Below are 18,686 nucleotides of genomic sequence, written 5' to 3'. Positions count from 1 at the left end.
TTCTATACGTGAATGAGTCAATTATGATAAAAAGAGATTAAAATGATGAATCGATTTCACAAACAATGGACTCGTAAGGTCGCAATTTTATTTGATTTAGGTGTAACTCTAAATGATCATAGTTCGATAAAATAACATTTTTTATATTACAATCTAAGTTTAGAGTTAACTCTTTATTATCAAAGTTAGCAATCACCGCTATTTTTTTATCGTTCAACTCTCTCGTGTAGGCCATAATTTGTAGGCTGTCTTTAAACATGTCTTCATATTTACCAAAAGCAATAACATCTGAATATGGACTGCTTTTTCTTAAACTAATTAACTTTTTATAGAAATAAAATAAAGAATTACGATCTTTTAAAGCATTCTCGACGTTAATAGAAGAGTAATTAGAATTTATCTCTAGCCACGGTGTACCTTGGCTAAACCCTGCATGTTCAGAATGATTCCACTGCATAGGTGTTCGAGAATTATCACGACTGCGTCTCCAAATCGCTGCTAATGCTTCCTCTTTTGAGAATCCTTCTTTCAGCGCAGAGTAATATTGATCGATTGAAGCCAAGTCATTGTAATGCTCAATTGATGGATACTCTACATTTGTCATTCCAATTTCTTGCCCTTGATAGATAAATGGCGTTCCTTTTAAGAAGAAATAGACGGTAGCTAACATTTTAGCTGGAATAGGTCCTATATCTTCTGGTTTAATAAATTTGTTTAAAGAACGAGGCTGGTCATGGTTTTCTAAATAAAGCGCTCCCCACCCTGTGTTGTTATAGAACGTTTGACTGTCAGAAATGGCTTTTTTGAAATCAAGTAGATTCCAATTATACGGTTCATACCATTTTCCTTCTTTTCCTACATCTAGATCGACATGATCGAACTCAAAAAGCATACTAAAGTGCCCGTCTTCTCCGGCATAAATAGGTAGTTCTTTGTGTGATACCCCAGGTGCTTCTGCCACGGTTAAAATATCATGTGAAGTAAAAGCTTCTTTACTTAATTCACTTAAAAATTCATGAATGCCTTGTTGATTGGTTTCAATTACATTCATTCCATCCTGCGAATCAGCAAAGTCCTGTCGTTTTTTTATAAATGTAATGGCGTCTACTCTAAAGCCGCTAATTCCTTTATCTAACCACCATGTGACCATTTTATAAACGGCATTTCGAAGATCAGGATTTTCCCAGTTAAGATCAGGCTGTTTTTTAGAAAATGCATGAAGATAATACTGTCCGGTTTTCTCATCATACTCCCAGCACGAACCGCCAAAAATAGATTTCCAATTGTTAGGCGGAGTCCCGTCTTCTCTTCCGTTTCTCCAAATATACCAATCTCTTTTAGGATGATTTACATCACTTTTTGATTCTATGAACCATTCATGCTCATCCGAAGTATGGTTAACAACTAAGTCCATAATAATCTTTATATCTCTTTTTTTAGCTTCACGGATTAATAGATCCATATCTTCCATAGAGCCAAATTCCTCTGCAATTGCTTGATAATCAGAGATGTCATATCCGTTATCGTCCATTGGTGATTGATAAACTGGGCTTAACCAAATAACGTCGATACCTAACTCTTTTAAGTAATCTAATTTTTGAATAACTCCTTTTAAGTCACCAATTCCGTCACCATTAGAATCATAAAAACTTTTCGGATAAATTTGATATACAACAGCTTCCTTCCACCATTGTCTATTCTTTATTGTAGCGCTCTCTTCATTCTTTCTTTCACTTAGTTGAACCATTTCTTATCAGCTCCCATATTTTTGTATTAAGATTATGTACTTATCCTTCGTTTATATGGTATCGATACCATATATGATTAAAAAAATTTATGCTACTAAAAAGTCTGATATGACCCTTCTTCTTTAAGATAAATTTATTGTATTACATCATGGGAACGGTTTCAATGATTTTTCTGAAAATTTTTCAAAAAAGGTGAGAACGAATAAGTTCAGTCCTCACCTTCATATGTGACCTCCTATTACGTTGAACTTCGGATAACCAGCTCGATTGGAAGTTCAAAAGTTTCCACTTTTACTTCCGAATCATTCAACATATCAATAAGGGTTTCCATTGCTTTAATCCCCATCTGATCAATAGGTTGTCGTATAGTCGTTAGCTTTGGATCTAACATTTGTGCAAGAGGTTGATCATCAAAGCCAATAATCGCCAAATCATTAGGTATTTTTAGACCACACTCTTTGGCTTCAATCATCATTCCCCCGGCAATTTCATCACTTCCTGTAAATATAGCTGTTGGACGATCCTCCATTGACAGGATTTTTTTAACTACTTGTTTTCCATCTTCAATACTGTGTTGATTAACAAAGATCCATTTTGGATCTGGCTCGATCCCTGCCTCTTGAAGTGCTTTTTGGTAACCTTGATTACGGTCCTTGTCCTTACCTTCCTCAGCAAACAATCCACCTGTACAGTACCCAATTTTCCGGTGGCCTTTTTCAAGTAAATGCTTTACGCCTATATACGCACCCTTGTATTGATCTAATCGAACGATTGGAACACTTGCGTTGTTTACATATTCATTGCATAACAAAATAGGACCAGATTCAGTAAACGGTTCTATGATACTCCAGTCATTCTCAATAGAGGTCATAATAATTCCGTCAACTTGCTTTGTTTTTAGTAAATTTAAAAAGGCCAATTCTTTCTCTTTGTCTTCATTACTTTGAAAAATTAATACATGATAACCGTTTTTATAAGCAATTTGTTCAATTGAATCGACTAAATAAGAGAAAAAAGGATTTACGATTCTTGGTACAATGACACCAATTGTAGTCGTTACCTGTCCCCTTAACTTTCTTGCTGAAGGGTTCGGGGTATAGTTAAGCTCTTTCATTGCTTTTAGCACCAGATTTTTTTTCTCCTCTGAAACATACGAATGATTGTTTATAACACGGGAAACGGTTGTTTTTGATAACCCCGATAATTTTGCTACGTCATATATGGTAGGCATTTATTTATCACTCCATCACTAACTGAAATCAGTTTCATACTTATTTTACGTTAAGAAAGAGCCACAATGCAATGAATGAATTCGTTTGCATCTCTATATCATGCGTTCAATAAGATTACCAGTAAAATCACTGTGACTATTCAAAACAGAACCTTTTTATATAAAATGTTTCATGCTTAATAAATCAGCGTACTTAAAAGTGTTTGTTTCACAAGTAAGAAATCAGTACCATACTCAAAAAAAACACATTATACTTAAATAAACCTTTTTTAAAAGGTGTTTTTGTTAATTAATTTCTTATTGACATATGAAATCGGTACCATATATAATACAATCAAATCGAAAACGCTTTCTAAATAAAATTTAGATACATAAACAGCAAAGGGGATTTAAATATGCAAAACAATAAACTTTACTGGAAGCTAAGCAGTTTCTTTTTCTTGTTCTTCTTATCTATTGCCTCTATTTTCACTTTTTTTGCTATCTGGTTGGGACAAAGCCTTAACCTTTCCGGAGCACAAACAGGTATTGTTTTTTCTGTAAACGCTGTCTTTACTATGCTTTTCCAACCGCTTTATGGATATATCTCTGACAAATTGGGCTTACGAAAGAATTTATTATACTTCATTTCAATTTTAGTTATTTTATCTGGACCATTTCTCATTTTTATCTATCAACCACTTTTAAACTGGAATTTTTGGTTAGGAGCTCTGACAGGTGGGTCTTATCTTGCCATCACTTTTTTAGCTGGTATCTCAGCTATCGAGTCATATATTGAAAAAGTTGGAAGAAAGTACGAGTTTGAATTCGGTCGTGCAAGACTTTGGGGATCAATAGGAGCTGCCGTTGCAGCTGCCATCGGGGGACGAATGCTTAATATTAACCCTGATATCAACTTTTGGATTGCATCGGGATCAGGCATTCTCTTATTACTTGTTATTTTTCTTACAAAAGTAGAAGTATCCACTATCGAAGAAAAAAAGGCAAAGTCCCTTTCTATTCAAGATTTGGGCAGTTTATTTAAACGAAAAGATTTCTGGGTTTTTATGATTTTCATGCTCGGGACGGGCTGTATTTATAATGTGTTTGATCAGCAATTCCCTGTATATTATGCCTCTTTGTTCCCAACCGAACAATTAGGTAACCAAATATTCGGTTACTTGAACGCAGGTCAGGTCTTTTTGGAATCAGGTATGCTGTTAGTTGCTCCATTCATTGTCCGTAAAGTCGGTCCTAAAGGAGGTTTAATTTTAGCGGGAATCATTATGATTTTGCGCGTGATAGGTTCAGGGTTAGTATCAGATCCATACAGCATTTCATTTATTAAGCTTCTTAACGCACCAGAGTTTGCCATTATCATCGTTTCTGTGTTTAAATATCTTGCTACACATTTTGATACAAAATTCTCTTCAATTTTATATTTGGTTGGATACCAGTTCGCAATGCAGCTAGGGGCTGTTATACTCTCTCCTATCGTAGGAAATCTATACGATTCCATTGGCTTTCGTCAAACATACTTAATCATGGGGGTTATTGTTACTATCTTTACTCTATTTGGTGCATTTCTTTTAAGAAACAAGAATCAAGCATCTAAAGATAATAATGATTCAAAGCTTACTGCTTAGAACCAGGAAAAATATGTATTAACTGTGATTCTCATATTTTTGAAAGCCCTTGCTAATTGTATCAAGGGCTTCTTTTTGATGAGTGTCTTCTATATTTACTCTTTATCTTTTAATTCAAGCTCTCTACTCCAGAATTCCAATTTCGATCTACAGAGTTAAAGTAAGCATGTTCAAGAATTTGCATATAATCAGTCTCCGTAATTAAACGGACGTTACTTGATGTTGAGTTGTTTTGCATGGCCAACCTTACAATGCTCGGAAAGTCTTCTTTCTTTACACCCTCTAAATCTTTTAATTTAGGAATATTTAATGATTCGGTTAACTCTATAATCCCTTGAATTAATTTTTCAACAGCTATTTCATCTGAATCTGAATCCTTGGCAAAGTTCATATACCGTGCTAATGTCGCATGCAATTGCTTATTCTCCATAGAATTGAATCTTAATACATATGGCAAAAATACAGCATTAGCAACTCCATGCGGGGTATCATAAAGTCCTCCAAGCGCTTCTGCTAAGCAGTGTACTGAAGCAACATCTGCAGATCCAAAACAAAGGCCTGCTAAGAGACTTCCTTCCAGCATATCTTGACGAGCCGCTTCATTTTTGCCATCGCGGAAAACGATAGGCAATGCCGAAACAATGGTTCTCATTGCTTGAGCTCCGAGCGCTTGTGAAATAGGATTTGTTACTTTACACGTATAACCTTCAATCGCATGAACGAGTGCATCAATGCCAGTAGCAGCAGTAACAGAAGGCGGAAGACTTAATGTTAGTTCAGGATCAAGAATCGCTAAGACGGGTCTTAACAAACTATGTTTGAGTGTCATTTTTCGATGTGTAGATGCTTCCGTAATAACAGCAGAACGAGTAACTTCTGAGCCCGTACCTGAAGTAGTTGGAATACAAATAACTGGTGCAATGTTTGAATACAAAAGTCGGCCGTCTGCATAGTCAGATGGTTCCCCGCCGTTTGGACCGCACAGTGCAATAGCTTTTCCTGTATCCATTGCACTTCCGCCACCAACGGCAACAACTGCATCTGCACCAAATTCACGAAATAATTTAGCACCTTCCAAGCAATTCTTATCTCGAGGATTTTGTTCAATGGAGTCGAATAATAATACGCGATAACCAGAAGCCTCAAGGGCCGTTATAATTGGTGAAACTAGTCCTGTACGGACCACACCTGGATCACTCACAATTAAAATGGATGAACCAATATTTAGAGATTTTAGCATTTCTGGCAATTCTTTAGCTTTTCCCGTCCCTACCTCAATTTGAGTAGAGCAAAAATAGTTATAGGATTTCATTTATACCCCTCCCATTGTCTAAAATCAAATACATACCTTAATTAAATTTTAACCTTCTCTACAATTAGCAGATTCAACTGTTACGCTGCAGGTAACTTATACTTATAGTGGTTTAGGCAATACACATACAGAATAGTAATGTAGTAGAGAACATAAATAAACTATATGTATATCCAACAAACTTCTTATCATATATAATACAAGCCCGGCCCCAATCATTACAGATGAATATTTAGATTGTTACTATCTAAAAAACCGATTAGTAACCTCTATACTATGTAATCAATTTATTTATGCAGCCCAATCTTGTTGTTCAATAAAAATAGATTCAAATACTAATCCCCTTAATGATCCAGTATTACTTCTCTAGTTACATCTAAAAAAGCACTCAAAGCTGGAGACACCCATTTGTCTTTATGCCAGACCAGCTGAGTTACGATTGGAAACTCTGGACCTTTCCATCTTAATACACTCATACTCCCTTCCTCTATTTCCTTCTCCACTGCTAGCTTAGGCAGTGCTGCTATTCCAATTCCAGCTATTACACATTTTTTGATAGCTTCTACATCACCAAGTTCAAGATCACATAACGGTTGAACGGCTGCATCAACAAGTGATGCTTCAAATATATTTCGATAATCGCACTTCTCAGTAAAAAGCAGCGACTGACCGTCTAGGTCCGCAGGCCTTACTTCAGATTTATCGGCTAAAGGATGATTCGGCGGGCTTACTATAACAATAGGTTCCGCGACAAGCTGCTCGGCAATCAGCTTATCCGAGTTAATGCAAGTCATCGATATTAAAACAGCATCTATGAGACCTTGAGCAAGTAAATCCTCAAAATCATTTTCAGAAATTCCAGGTCGGAAAATCAGTTTCACTTTAGGAAAACGAGCTTGAAATAGTTTCAGCAAAGCTGGTAAGCGATAGGTGCATTGGGTTTCTGAAGCACATATTGTTAACGTTCCACTAGGCTCTTCATTCCCACCTACAGTTTCCTTTGCCTCTTCGGTTAAATCAAGCACCTTGTCCGTATATAGCTTAAAGCGCTTTCCAGCGTCAGTTAAGATAACTCGCTTCCCTAACCGATCAAAAAGTTGGACAGCAAGTTCTTCCTCAAGAGATTTAATCTGAGCTGTTACACTTGATTGAGCATAGTGAAGAATTTCAGCTGTTCGAGTAAAGTTTAGTTCTCTGGCAGCAATTTGAAAAATTTTTAACTGTTTGAGTTCCATAGTTTTCTCTCCTAAATCATTTTCACCAATAATAATATTATTCTAAATATATCATTTCACTCGTGCTGCTTGTAAGCATAATGTCTTTCACTGCTCGCTTCTCAGAGGAACGTTTGCATACCAAGAATGTATGATGCAAAGCTGCTTATTTCGGAAAAAGAACCCTGGACAGTGAATAGGACTGATCCAAGGGTTCTTCTACTTGATTGGTTCCTTTAAAAATGATTATAGTAACTAAGATTGAACACGATATACAGAGTGAAAACAGAAAAGACCTACCTCTTTCCAGCCAAAAAATGAAACATCTTGTAGTATTATTGACACAGTGTTTCTTAAAAATAGGATCCATTTTTCTCTAATCTAAGATGATTCCTTCTGATAAATAAACCCCATTACGTTATTCCGATGTAATAGAAGAAGGATTTTACTTTTCAAGATAGAATAGTTCCTTAAAGAATCATAAAGGAGTTGATTTCATGTCTAAACAAATAAAAGATAGAAGAGAAATAAAGCTTTTGGATTCTCAAATTTATTTATGTGATGAAATTAAAAAGTTGTTGAAGAAAAAAGAAAAAAGAAGTCTAGCCTTTGAACAAGAGTATACAGAACATGATATATTACACATTGCTTTAAACAGATTAATGAGTGAATTAATCTCTAGACATTAAAAATGTCACCTATCATGTTTGATGTTATTCGATATAGATAAGTTTCATATAAAAATAGACAGAATATTTCATTAATATCTTTACTTTGTAAACGCTTTCGTTTATACTAAGTATAGGTTGGATGGCATGAGTGGCTGTCATAGTATTTAGCGTAGGCGGGGCTGATACGAGGGAACAGGACATAGAAGAAATGTCCTTTTTTGTTTGGGCAACATTTCTTAGAAACTAGGAAATGTTATAAAATGCTTTCAAACGTTTTTTTACTTAGTATATCTTATCCAGTCTGTAAATTGAAAAAGACCACCTCTTCCCAGTCAAAAGAGGTAGCCATTTTTTTAAGTTGAATTAACAGCGGTCGTTAAATAATGCTTTATTGCACCTTGAGCAGTTTGCCTAATTTAATAAACTGTATTCGTAGACAACATATTCACCGCTTTTTCTAACAGTAAAATATCTTCTTCAACCATTTTTTTCACATCGTCGAAATCAAGTTGAATATATTCTTCTTTTAAACGTTCTAATTCCCTGGTGAACAGGGATCCCGTATAGTACCTATAATTTGTCACTACTATTTATCCCCTTTGTGTGCTCTTAATATATGTGATTCCCCTTTATTTAGATTAACAACCAATAAAAGCAGGATTTATAAAAAAATAATCCTTCCCTCATGCAGGCAAAGGATTTTTAACTTTATTGTAATAGGGAGAATACGTTATTAGTGTAGTCAGATTTGTAGTTTCATATACATACAAAGTTTAAAAATGTTATAATCACTCTAATTTTCTCTTACCTGAGATTCATAGTTTATTTAGTAAATACTAAAGTACTTCGTATATTATTACAGTTTTATCATTTTTATCATTTGCGCTTACGGGCGGCAAATAAATGATATATGAAATCGTGACTTTTGTACAATACAAGCACTAGCTTTTTTACTTTCATGATAGTCTGTAAGCTTAGCTTTTTATGGTGAAGAAGTAAGTTTACTTTTTCCATTCTGATGCCAGTATACCCATAAAGTATGTATCTACGTACTTCCCATCCACATAGGCATGATTTCTTAATTTCCCTTCGGTAACAAAACCGATTTTTTCATACAATGCAATTGCCTGTTCGTTTATTCCTCTTGTAGTTAAATAGATTTTATTTAGACGGAGCTGTTTAAACCCTAGATCAATCATTTGCTCCATGGCCATTTGACCGTATCCTTGCCCTCTAGATTCTGAAGATAAAAGAATTCCTATACTAGCTCTTCCATGTGCGTATTCTATATCTTTTAGAAATACCCATCCAACTAATTCTTTTTCCTCGCTTTCAATTCCTAAAATTAAATCGTTGTTCATTCTTTTCTTTTCTACTTCTTGCACTACCTCTTCATAAGTTAAAGGTGTTCTGCCTACCATTCGTATTGCCCGTTCATCATTTAACCATTTATGTAAGTATTGAATATGAGCTGTTTCAAACGGCGTAAGGGGTATTTTTTTTGTACTCATTTATTTATCTACTCCTTTTTACGTATATTCAATCTTTATCCTTAATTAGAGTTAATTCATTAGTTTAAGATATTAAATCAGTTATCTTATTTCTTTTTATATTGATTATTTTACCATTAATTATAATTAAAGGAATTCTGTTTTCAAGGATTTCGTTTTCTTCCTTAAGAAATAGTTAAATAAAAAACCTTTGCCCTTCTGGGCAAAGGTTTTTTATTTATTAGACACAGAGGGAATATTTTATAAGTCTAGTTAGGTTTGTAGATTCACATACAAATACCAATATTTCTTATTCGCCAACTGTCGCAAAATCACCATGCAAAGCAATTAGTTAGCTACTAGTTTAGTTATTCACCTTATAAAAGAAAGAATAATAAGGTTAGTGACATCAAGCGTCGTTATCTCTATCTCTTAGTTAATAATATTAGTTAATATTAGTTTTCCATCCTCCATATGATATACATGGTCGCAGTAAGCTAACATACGTTCATCGTGCGTGACCATGATTGCTGCTTTTTTTCGTTTTTTCACTTCACCCGCAATTAATTGCACTACTTCATGAGCACGTTCTGAATCTAAGCTTGCTGTTGGCTCATCAGCGAGAATAACGCTTGGCTGGTTAAAAAAGGCCCGGGCAATTGCTACGCGCTGTCGCTCACCGCCAGATAATTCATTAGGCATTTTGTTTATCTTATCTCCTAACCCAAGTTCATTCAGTATTTTTTTGGCAAGCTGACGATCCACATTACTTGCTTTACCAGCCATTACTTTAATTAAAATTAACTGATCCATTACAGATAAGTAAGGAATTAAATTAGATGATTGTAAAATAAAACCTATTTCGTTTAAACGAAATTTGGCTAGCTGCTCCTCATTTAATAGCCCTACATCTTTTCCATTTACAATTACTTTTCCAGATGTTGACTTCATTAATGCACCGATAATAGATAGTAAAGTACTCTTTCCTGAACCAGATGGTCCTACAATCGCTGCCAGCTCTCCAGGATTAACCTTTAAAGAAGCTTCTTTTAAAACTGTTAGAGTAGAAGTTCCCTCCGTATATTGTTTTGTAACTTGGTGCAACTGAATACTGCTCATTTATTCCAACCTCCCTAAAGCTGTTAATGGATCAATTTTTGTAATTTGTCGGACTGAAACAATAGAACTTAATAGACTGATAACTAATAACGTAATTGCATATAAAATTACTAATTTAACATCTAAATCAAAAGGCATATTTTTAGGGAAGAAAAGAGCCGTTACATATGTTATGCCTATCCCTGCCAAAATTCCAAAGAAAGACAGAATAAATACCTGTGCAACAATAGCTTTAGAAATAAATCGATTTGAAGCTCCAATTGCTTTCATTACACCAAATTGAGGAGTTTTTTGAATTGTTATAACATAAAAGAAAACTGAGATGATAAAAGCTGAAATAACAATCAAAAATGAAAGCATCATTAAAATGGTTCCATTTTCCTCTTTATAACCAGGCATTCCTTTTACAGCGGTCGATTTTGTAACAGTTTTAATTCCTTCCACCTGTTTATCCAGCTTAGCTGCATCTAATTGAGGAGCTTTTAAAATAATAGATTGCACTGGATTTTTAATGCCGTTGTCAGCCCCTGGTGCTGCATACTGATACTCTCTCCAAGTGTCCATATTCGTAAATAACGCCGGTAAATGGTTGAATGTTTCATTCTCGACAAAACCAATAATAGTTAATTTCAATTTAGAATTAGAAACAAGAATTTCATCCCCAACTTTATACCCTTCATCTTTCAAATTACTATTGGCTAGAACGCCAAATTTCTTGTTAATTGAAAGTTGCTTCCCTTCTATAACGGTTGGCTCAATGAAGGATCCTGCAGTAATTCCAACTACTGCTACATCTGTTTTCTTGCTGCTATCATCCGTTTTTTCTTTAGAAATTGCTCCCATTGATGATCCGAAAACAGCGGCATCTTTTACATCTGTGTTTTTTCTAATATCGTTAATTAAATTACCAGACATGATAGATTTGCTAAACGTAGTACCAGCACTTTTCTCATAAACTACATAATCTGCATCTAAGTTTTTAATTGTGGCAGCACTTAATGTCGAAAGGCCATTTCCCAGTCCCGATAAAATAAACACTAGCCAAGCAATTAAAACGATGATAATACTCATCATTACATAACGAAATTTAGCATGTTTTAATTCTTTAATTGCTAAAAACAACTTTAAACTCTCCCTTCAAAAATAGTTACACATTTGTCACTTTCAAACAAAAAAATAACTTATGTACTTTTAAAAAAATTACTATATATGCAGGTCAGTATGTGTAAGTTAATTACTTAGTTTCTAAAAATAAATTTAAACTCTCCTTTTAAAACTAGTTACACATCTGTTACTTTTAAACAAAAAAATAACAGATGTGATTTTCGCACCACTCACTGCATCTATAAGTTACATATTTGTTACTTTTGAACGAAAATAACCTATGTGTCGTACAAAGGTTATTATATACATAAGTTACACATTTGTCACTTTCTTTTTATAATACCGTCTAAAATTAACTTTTTCGTATAGATGAGTACTTGTTCAGCGTCCATTCCAGAATGGTTAGGAATAGAAATACTTTGAAATATAAACCCTAACAACATTTCATTTGGCATATCCATTTCAATGAAGCCCTCTTCTTTTCCTTGCTGCACTATATGTATAAGAGGCTTGTATAGCTCATGGTGCATATGAGAAAGCTTTTCTTTCTTAGCTTCTAGCAAAGGGATATTTTTTGTAGGTATTCCAATTCCAAGAATTAAATGTAAATCCTTGTACATGAATATTTTTTCCAAGAGTAAGTCTATCTTTTCTAAGAAAGGTAATTCCTTTGGAATAGAGGAAAAGCTTGTTAATGTATTTGTTATTTCATCTAACATAAAGTCTAATAGCAATTCATCTTTATTTTGATAATATTTATAAATTGCTGCTCGTGTAACATTTAATTCTTTCGCTAATTGACCAATTGTAAACCCTTCATATCCAGTTTGGATAATAAGCTTTTTGGTAGAACGGAATAAGTCAATTGTATCAAATTTCCGACCTCTAGCCATGTTATAACCTCTTTTCAATTCATTCCCGCGTGATTTTCACAATCGTTCTTTAATCACTTTTAAACTTTCCCTTTTTCTTCTTGTTCAGTCCCATGATGTTAACGTATAAAGTCTAGTTAGCTAACACTATCTATTACTTTAATTGAGAGCTAGCTATATGGATCATCTTCTACTAAACCGAGCCAAGAGTAGTGCCTGCTACTTTCGTAAAAAATGGTATTATTCGGTATTTATATTTTTACTAATTCTAGACCAGGTCGTTATTTTGTTTCTCCACTCATTTTATCGTAAAAAACTTTTGCACACCCGTGGTTCATTAGTGCTTCTGTTTAAAATTCTAAATTTCTCAATAAAGTTGATACACATTCATATCCGATAAACGGCAGTTATCACTCTTTCTCATTTAGATATCAATTTATTGTAACATAAAGTCAAAACAAACAGGTTATTGAACAGAGTATACCAAACAAGGTTTTTTCATGTTTGTGGTAACCAAAAGCAAATCTTTTTAATAATACGTTTTAAGAAATAATTAAGGTACAATATCCCATTAATGAACGCGCCTCTTTAAGAAGTATCCACTTAAAGTATGGTTTCTCTTCTTCTATTAAAGGGAATTAAACCATAAAAGTGAACCTTAAAAGGAGACCATCATGGTTACAATTGAATCAATCATAATAGGTATTGTTTTTATCCTCATTCAACTATACGCATTAACGATTGTCGAACGTTCTCCAATCGGGGAGCAAAAGCTGCTCTCATTATCAGGCGGTGTAGCTATTGCCTATGTATTTATTTATATCTTACCGACGCTTCACAAGAAACAAGAAGAGTTTGGAGGGTCGCTAGCCCTTGATACTGAACTATATTTTCTTGGTCTTCTCGGCTTACTCGTCTATTTTTCTGTGTATTCATTTGCTCAGACAAAAGCAGCCACACACCTAACGGAACTGACCGTGTACATGGTACAGGCTAGTTTTTTTATGGTTTATTCTTTTATCATTTCTTACGTCGTATTTTCAACCGATGTTAAGCGAGTTGAATCAGTATTCTACGGACTGGCTATCAGCCTTCATTTTATCGGGTGGTCTTACCATCTAGGAAAAAAACATCCGCGCTTACACAAAACTAGAGGCCGCTATATGCTGGCCGGAGCAACTTTTCTTGGGTCCATTCTGGGCGTTTTCGGACCTTCATCAGGACTGCTTATTGAGTCGATGATTGCTTTTAGTTCAGGTGCAATGTTATTTAACGTGATCAGTAAAGAGCTCCCTTTTGAAAAACATGCGCATTTGCCTACCTTTTTAATCTCATCTCTTATCTACGCGGCTACAATGATTTCGTTAAAAGCTTTTTTCAATTGGTAGTTTCGTGCGCGTGTTTTTACAAAATAAAAAGAGCAGCATTTAATGCTGCTCTTTTAAAGTATGGTTTTTATTGCTAGATACACTGCAGCAATCGATGCAAGAACGATAAGTACATTCAAAATGCGATGTTGAGTAGCTAAGTGGCCCCGCTTCATTTCTGCGCGAGTCAATGGTTTATTTTCATCGTGATTTCCACTCACTCTGTTACATCTCCTATCCTGTTTAGTTATTGGTTCTGCCAATTTAAGCAATAAGCTGATCTTTGTCAGCTGCTTCTTCCTTTTTTATCTTCCCTCTACATAAGATATAGAAAACACTAAACATAACAATCGACCAAATAAGATTAGCTCCTGGCTCAGTGTCAGCTACCTTAAACAAACTCGGTATAGATCCGAAAACAGAATCGTCCGTTGTAAGGAACAGAGCGAGAAACATGTTGTTGGCTGCGTGTGCGCCAATGGTAATTTCTAAGCTTTTTGTTTTAATCGCGATATATGTAAGAGCAAAACCAGCTACAATATAATCTAGTCCCACCAATATAATGGATTTATTCATTTCAGGATTAGCAAAATGACCTATTGAAAACATTAGTCCCACAATAATCGCAAGTAAAATTGGACGCTTCACTTTCTTACTCACCCATTGAAGAAGAAGTCCTCTAAAGAAAAGCTCCTCCGTTGTTGTTTGAATAGGTACTAACAAAAATGTAATAAGTATTAATAGTACATACTCTTTTACACTTACATGGTTCCATGAATAATCCGAATGGTTAAACACAACATCAATTAATTGTGAAATGATTAGTAACAGGCTAAAAGCTCCAAAAGCCCATATTACTTTCTTCCAATTCACACGTTTGTTAGCAGTGATTAATGATTTCATTTTTCGTTTGTGAATAAAACGAATCCCGATCCATAAACCAAAAATCCAACATATGTACATAATATGAGACAACAGAAAATCAAGATTAGCATTGATTCCCACAGCTACTCCGCTATCAAAATCAACATATGATTTTCCACTTTCATCAGCTGCAACCATTATCATTTCAGCAATAATATAAATAACTGATCCTAACAGCATAAACATAGAAGCAAGGATTGTTGTACTTACATAACGCTTCCAGCTATTTTTTCCTTCTTCCACATTTAAATAGTTTTTCATTTTATTCTTACTCCCTCAGCCTTCTCTTCTCAATTACATCTTTCTTCTCTACTTTGTTATTGTCTAGGCAATGTAAAAATCTATTAGGAACCGAAGTCCTGCAATCATTTTAACTACCGCCTGCTTTTTACCTTTGAAGATAAGGAAAGAGACTGACAATATTCAGAAATTACAACTCTACCCATTACCTCTTTATATAAAATTTAGCGTCTTAAAAGCCGTTAAAAAACAGCTTTTTCTAAAAGAAGACTCGACACCAAGTCATCGTTAATCTTTATATCTTGCTCATACGTGCCCGCATACACATAATTTTGAAGAAAATACTTGCTACTCAAGAATATATATCCTAGAACAACTAAAATAAATATTTTTTTCAACATCGTCCTCACCTTTTTATCTAAAGTTTTCCCCTCACAGCTGCTACCACAACCGCTAAGGGCTTATCCATAAACAGCTTTTCATTTTTTAAAATTAGCTACCATTCTATCTAACATCGCAAAAATGATATAAGTTACAAATATATTACATTATTATTACAAATGTAACAATTACATTATAACTAAGAAAAAGAGGATAATCAATATGAAGTGTTTAGTAAAGCAAATAAAATTGCTAGATTAATATGATGCGTGTAAATAAATCGAAAACATGTTGGAAAAGACGTTTGTTATTAAACAGCAGTATTAAAAAAACAAAAAGAAGCAAACTCCCTACCATTAGGAGTTTGTTTCTTTTATTTAAGAGTTGTTTTTATAACCTCTTTCATCTCATGTAGTGTTGAGATTTATGAAGTAATAAGCTATAAACTACGTCTCCTGATTTAACATGACACTTAATCATTTTATCTTGACACTCTTCTAAAGGAGTGATTAGATATATATGTTAACCATATTAAAATTAAAGTTAACTAATCTTATTGTCGGTGGTGAAAGCGTATTGGATTGGGAAGAAGATATTAAAAGAGAACTTGCCTATTTAGATGAAATTTTTCAAAAACGGCACCTTGTTACTACAGAATTTGCTGAACAACCATGGCTTATAGTCAATGGACATAGGATGTTAAACCTTGCCTCTAATAACTATTTAGGCTACGCAGGAGATAATGGCCTGAAGAAAACAATGAGTGATGCTGTGATGACATATGGAATAGGAGCAACAGCTTCACGCTTAATAATAGGAAATCACTCTCTTTACGAGAAAGCAGAAAAAGCACTTGTTAATTGGAAAAAAGCTGAGGCAGGACTTATTATCAATAGTGGTTATAATGCAAACCTAGGAATCATCTCAGCCTTGGTTCCGCGTAACGGCTTCATCTTCAGCGATAAGTTAAATCATGCAAGTATCATTGATGGCGCCCTACTGAGCCGCGCAACACTTCAACGCTATCGCCATAACGATATGAACCACCTAGAAAATTCATTAAAAAAAGTTCCCATGGAGTCACGGAAGTTAATTGTAACAGATACTGTTTTCAGCATGGATGGTGATTTTGCCAAGCTCGAGGATCTTGTTAAATTAAAAGAGCAATATAACGCAATGTTAATGGTTGATGAAGCTCACGCAAGCGGTGTATACGGAAAAAATGGTGAAGGATATGCGCATTTTCTTAATCTGCAAGATAAAATTGATATTCAAATGGGAACGTTTAGTAAAGCGCTGGGGTCATTTGGAGCTTATGTTACCGGAAAACAGTGGGTCATAGATTATTTAAAAAATAGAATGCGAGGATTCATTTATTCAACTGCTCTTCCCCCTGCTATACTCGGTGCAATAACGGCTGCGATTGAAAAGGTGCAACAAGACACAGAGCGTCGCGCACTTCTTCAACAACATGCACTATTTTTCAGGAAAGCACTTACATACGAAGGATTCGACACATGCGAAAGTCAATCTCAAATCATTCCAATTTTGACGGGAGAAAACAAAAGAACAATGCAGTTTGCAGAGCGTTTACAGAAAGAAGGAATTGCTGCTATTGCAGTTAGGCCCCCTACTGTTCCTGAGAATAAAGCAAGAATTCGTTTTACTGTAACAGCCGATCATACTCGAGAAGATTTAGATTGGGCCATAAAGAGAATTTCTCTAATTGGAAAAGAAATGAGTGTGATTCAATGAAACCATCCACTATTATAATATTTCCCGGATGGGGAATGGAAAAAGCAGCGTTTCACCCAATCATAAAATCATTGTCTGCTATATGTAACGTTTTGTGCACAGACTGGAAAGGTCTAAAAGAACTAAGTGACTTTAGAGAACGAGCAATCCAATTGCTTACTTCTACTGCAGGTACTGTTTATTTAATGGGTTGGTCATTAGGTTCCCTTGTAACGCTTGAACTTGCTAGTTTATACCCTAACAAGATAGAAGGACTCATATTAATCGGCGGAACTAGTCGCTTTACAAACGACGTGCATAATACATTTGGATGGGAACAACGTATCGTTGAACGTATGAAAAAGCAACTACAGCGTAATAAAGAAAAAACCCTTACTTCATTTTATAACGCTATGTTCACTAAATCTGAAAAAGAAGAAGAATTTCATCATCAATTTATGGAAGTTGTTCAGCGTGATTATCAAGGAGACAGTACGTACTCCCTCCTTACAGGGCTGGATTATTTACTCCAAAAAGATGTTAGAATGCAACTTAATCAAATTCAAACTCCTTGTTTGTTGATCCATGGAAAAGATGATCAAATATGTTTACCTGAGTCTTCTTCTTTCATAGCTGAAAGAATTGGTGGAAAAGCGCAGCTGTGTATTTTAGAAAAAGCTGGCCATATTCCTTTTTTTACAAAGCCTCAGCACTGTACGCAACTTATAGAAAAATTTCTCGAAAAGGAGCTCATTTATGATTAATAAGCAACTTTTAAAGAAAAGGTTCAATAATCATGCTAAAACTTATGATGCTTATGCCGATGTACAAAAAAGCATGGCAAACCAGTTAATAGATCAGCTTCCCACTAATTTCTTTAACCAGAAAATAGCTATTCTTGAAGTTGGCTGCGGCACGGGTTATTTAACACAATTATTGTGCAAAAAATTTCCTAAGGCCGCTATTACAGCAGTTGATTTGTCATCAGGAATGATTGAGTTAGCAAAGAAAAAAATAAGGGAAGATCGAGTTTCTTTCATATGCGGAGATATCGAGGAACTAAGTATAGAAAAACATTATGACCTTATTATTTCGAATGCAACATTTCAGTGGTTTAATAGTCTTCATACGACAATTAAAAAATTGTATAAACAACTTAAGCCTACAGGCAGCTTACTATTTTCAACCTTTGGTAACCGTACATTTCAAGAGCTTCACTCATGCTACAGCCATGCGAAACAAAAGCTTGGTCTTTTCAATAACAGTTCACCTGGCCAATCGTTTTTTTCTCTTGAAGAGTTGTCTCAAATTTGTGAACAAGCATTAGTTCCATTGAGAGAGCATCCATTTAAACTATCAAAAATGGAGAAACTAGAGATTCAATACTTTCCGACGGTCCAGGCATTTTTTACATCAATAAAAAAGATTGGAGCAAGTAACAGTAACGAGGAAAGCTACTGTCAGCGCCCTTCCTTTTTTCGTCAGTTGATCAATTTATATGAAAATAATCATCGTGACGAAAATGGCGTAAAAGTAACCTATCATTGCTTAATGTTTAATATTACAAAAACGAACCAATAGCCAATCCAGCCCTGGTTACTCTCTAGAGGTGATGAATTGCCGCCAGTAAAAAAGGGTACTCTTCTATTTAGAA

Annotated in this window: 17 protein-coding genes; 6 read left to right on the top strand and 11 right to left on the bottom strand. The window is 34.7% G+C overall.

All coding sequences use genetic code 11. From position 1 onward, the window contains the following. Nucleotides 1–37: 37 nt before the first annotated feature. Together ACFX4E_RS05965 and ACFX4E_RS05960 are read right to left on the bottom strand one after the other, a co-directional pair. The gene (locus tag ACFX4E_RS05965; protein ID WP_377238999.1) at nt 38–1,747 is read right to left on the bottom strand and encodes an alpha-glucosidase; all 1,710 of its coding nucleotides are present in this window, start codon (nt 1,745–1,747) and stop codon (nt 38–40) included. Between the two features lie 239 nt (nt 1,748–1,986). After that, on the bottom strand, nt 1,987–2,979 hold the full coding sequence (locus ACFX4E_RS05960) for a LacI family DNA-binding transcriptional regulator (RefSeq protein WP_098334131.1): 993 nt from the start codon (nt 2,977–2,979) through the stop codon (nt 1,987–1,989). Nucleotides 2,980–3,374: 395 nt separating this feature from the next. Here ACFX4E_RS05960 and ACFX4E_RS05955 point away from each other — a divergent pair, with 395 nt between their 5' ends. Continuing rightward, nucleotides 3,375–4,604, top strand: coding sequence for an MFS transporter (locus ACFX4E_RS05955; protein WP_028409869.1), 1,230 nt, complete (start codon nt 3,375–3,377; stop codon nt 4,602–4,604). Between the two features lie 109 nt (nt 4,605–4,713). On the opposite strand, the gene ACFX4E_RS05950 is transcribed toward ACFX4E_RS05955, so the two are convergent. Both ACFX4E_RS05950 and ACFX4E_RS05945 read right to left on the bottom strand, forming a co-directional pair. Beyond that, nucleotides 4,714–5,916: an iron-containing alcohol dehydrogenase gene (locus tag ACFX4E_RS05950; RefSeq protein WP_377239000.1), complete on the bottom strand. Its 1,203-nt coding sequence runs from the start codon at nt 5,914–5,916 to the stop codon at nt 4,714–4,716. A 344-nt stretch (nt 5,917–6,260) separates the two neighbouring features. Next, nucleotides 6,261–7,151 (bottom strand): LysR family transcriptional regulator, encoded by an 891-nt coding sequence (locus tag ACFX4E_RS05945; RefSeq protein WP_028409867.1) that lies wholly within the window; start codon nt 7,149–7,151, stop codon nt 6,261–6,263. 476 nt (nt 7,152–7,627) lie between these two features. Here ACFX4E_RS05945 and ACFX4E_RS05940 point away from each other — a divergent pair, with 476 nt between their 5' ends. Beyond that, a complete protein-coding gene (locus ACFX4E_RS05940) occupies nt 7,628–7,819 on the top strand; it encodes a hypothetical protein (protein WP_195696209.1) in 192 nt (63 codons plus the stop codon). A gap of 398 nt (nt 7,820–8,217) precedes the next feature. On the opposite strand, the gene ACFX4E_RS05935 is transcribed toward ACFX4E_RS05940, so the two are convergent. From ACFX4E_RS05935 to ACFX4E_RS05915, 5 genes are all read right to left on the bottom strand, one after another. Continuing rightward, nucleotides 8,218–8,385 carry a hypothetical protein gene (locus ACFX4E_RS05935; protein ID WP_169305189.1) on the bottom strand — a complete coding sequence of 56 codons (168 nt, stop codon included), beginning with the start codon at nt 8,383–8,385 and terminating at the stop codon, nt 8,218–8,220. Between the two features lie 417 nt (nt 8,386–8,802). Then, a complete protein-coding gene (locus ACFX4E_RS05930) occupies nt 8,803–9,312 on the bottom strand; it encodes a GNAT family N-acetyltransferase (protein WP_377239001.1) in 510 nt (169 codons plus the stop codon). A 411-nt stretch (nt 9,313–9,723) separates the two neighbouring features. Beyond that, nucleotides 9,724–10,410: an ABC transporter ATP-binding protein gene (locus ACFX4E_RS05925; protein WP_028409862.1), complete on the bottom strand. Its 687-nt coding sequence runs from the start codon at nt 10,408–10,410 to the stop codon at nt 9,724–9,726. Beyond that, nucleotides 10,411–11,532: an ABC transporter permease gene (locus ACFX4E_RS05920; protein ID WP_377237770.1), complete on the bottom strand. Its 1,122-nt coding sequence runs from the start codon at nt 11,530–11,532 to the stop codon at nt 10,411–10,413. A 305-nt stretch (nt 11,533–11,837) separates the two neighbouring features. After that, entirely contained in the window at nt 11,838–12,407 is a 570-nt protein-coding gene (locus ACFX4E_RS05915) for a TetR/AcrR family transcriptional regulator (protein ID WP_098249003.1), read from the bottom strand. 653 nt (nt 12,408–13,060) lie between these two features. On the opposite strand from ACFX4E_RS05915, the gene ACFX4E_RS05910 reads away from it, so the two are divergent. Beyond that, entirely contained in the window at nt 13,061–13,774 is a 714-nt protein-coding gene (locus ACFX4E_RS05910; RefSeq protein ID WP_025749947.1) for a hypothetical protein, read from the top strand. A gap of 53 nt (nt 13,775–13,827) precedes the next feature. Here ACFX4E_RS05910 and ACFX4E_RS05905 read toward each other — a convergent pair whose 3' ends face one another. Further along, nucleotides 13,828–13,974, bottom strand: coding sequence for a hypothetical protein (locus ACFX4E_RS05905; protein WP_169305188.1), 147 nt, complete (start codon nt 13,972–13,974; stop codon nt 13,828–13,830). A 43-nt stretch (nt 13,975–14,017) separates the two neighbouring features. Continuing rightward, nucleotides 14,018–14,938 (bottom strand): CPBP family intramembrane glutamic endopeptidase, encoded by a 921-nt coding sequence (locus tag ACFX4E_RS05900; RefSeq protein WP_377258912.1) that lies wholly within the window; start codon nt 14,936–14,938, stop codon nt 14,018–14,020. A gap of 936 nt (nt 14,939–15,874) precedes the next feature. On the opposite strand from ACFX4E_RS05900, the gene bioF reads away from it, so the two are divergent. The 3 genes from bioF to bioC are packed head-to-tail and all read left to right on the top strand — an operon-like array spanning nt 15,875 to nt 18,613. Next, nucleotides 15,875–17,053, top strand: a complete 1,179-nt coding sequence (gene bioF, locus ACFX4E_RS05895; RefSeq protein ID WP_098433139.1) for an 8-amino-7-oxononanoate synthase — start codon at nt 15,875–15,877, stop codon at nt 17,051–17,053. Continuing rightward, nucleotides 17,050–17,796: an alpha/beta fold hydrolase gene (locus tag ACFX4E_RS05890; protein WP_377237772.1), complete on the top strand. Its 747-nt coding sequence runs from the start codon at nt 17,050–17,052 to the stop codon at nt 17,794–17,796. Before bioF ends, ACFX4E_RS05890 begins: the two co-directional genes overlap by 4 nt. Continuing rightward, nucleotides 17,789–18,613, top strand: a complete 825-nt coding sequence (gene bioC, locus ACFX4E_RS05885; protein ID WP_263035569.1) for a malonyl-ACP O-methyltransferase BioC — start codon at nt 17,789–17,791, stop codon at nt 18,611–18,613. Before ACFX4E_RS05890 ends, bioC begins: the two co-directional genes overlap by 8 nt. Nucleotides 18,614–18,686 lie beyond the last annotated feature (73 nt).

Source organism: Priestia sp. YIM B13491 (assembly GCF_042787605.1).
GTDB classification, from domain to species: domain Bacteria; phylum Bacillota; class Bacilli; order Bacillales; family Bacillaceae_H; genus Priestia; species Priestia megaterium_E.
This window is presented reverse-complemented; position numbering and strand designations above follow the sequence as displayed.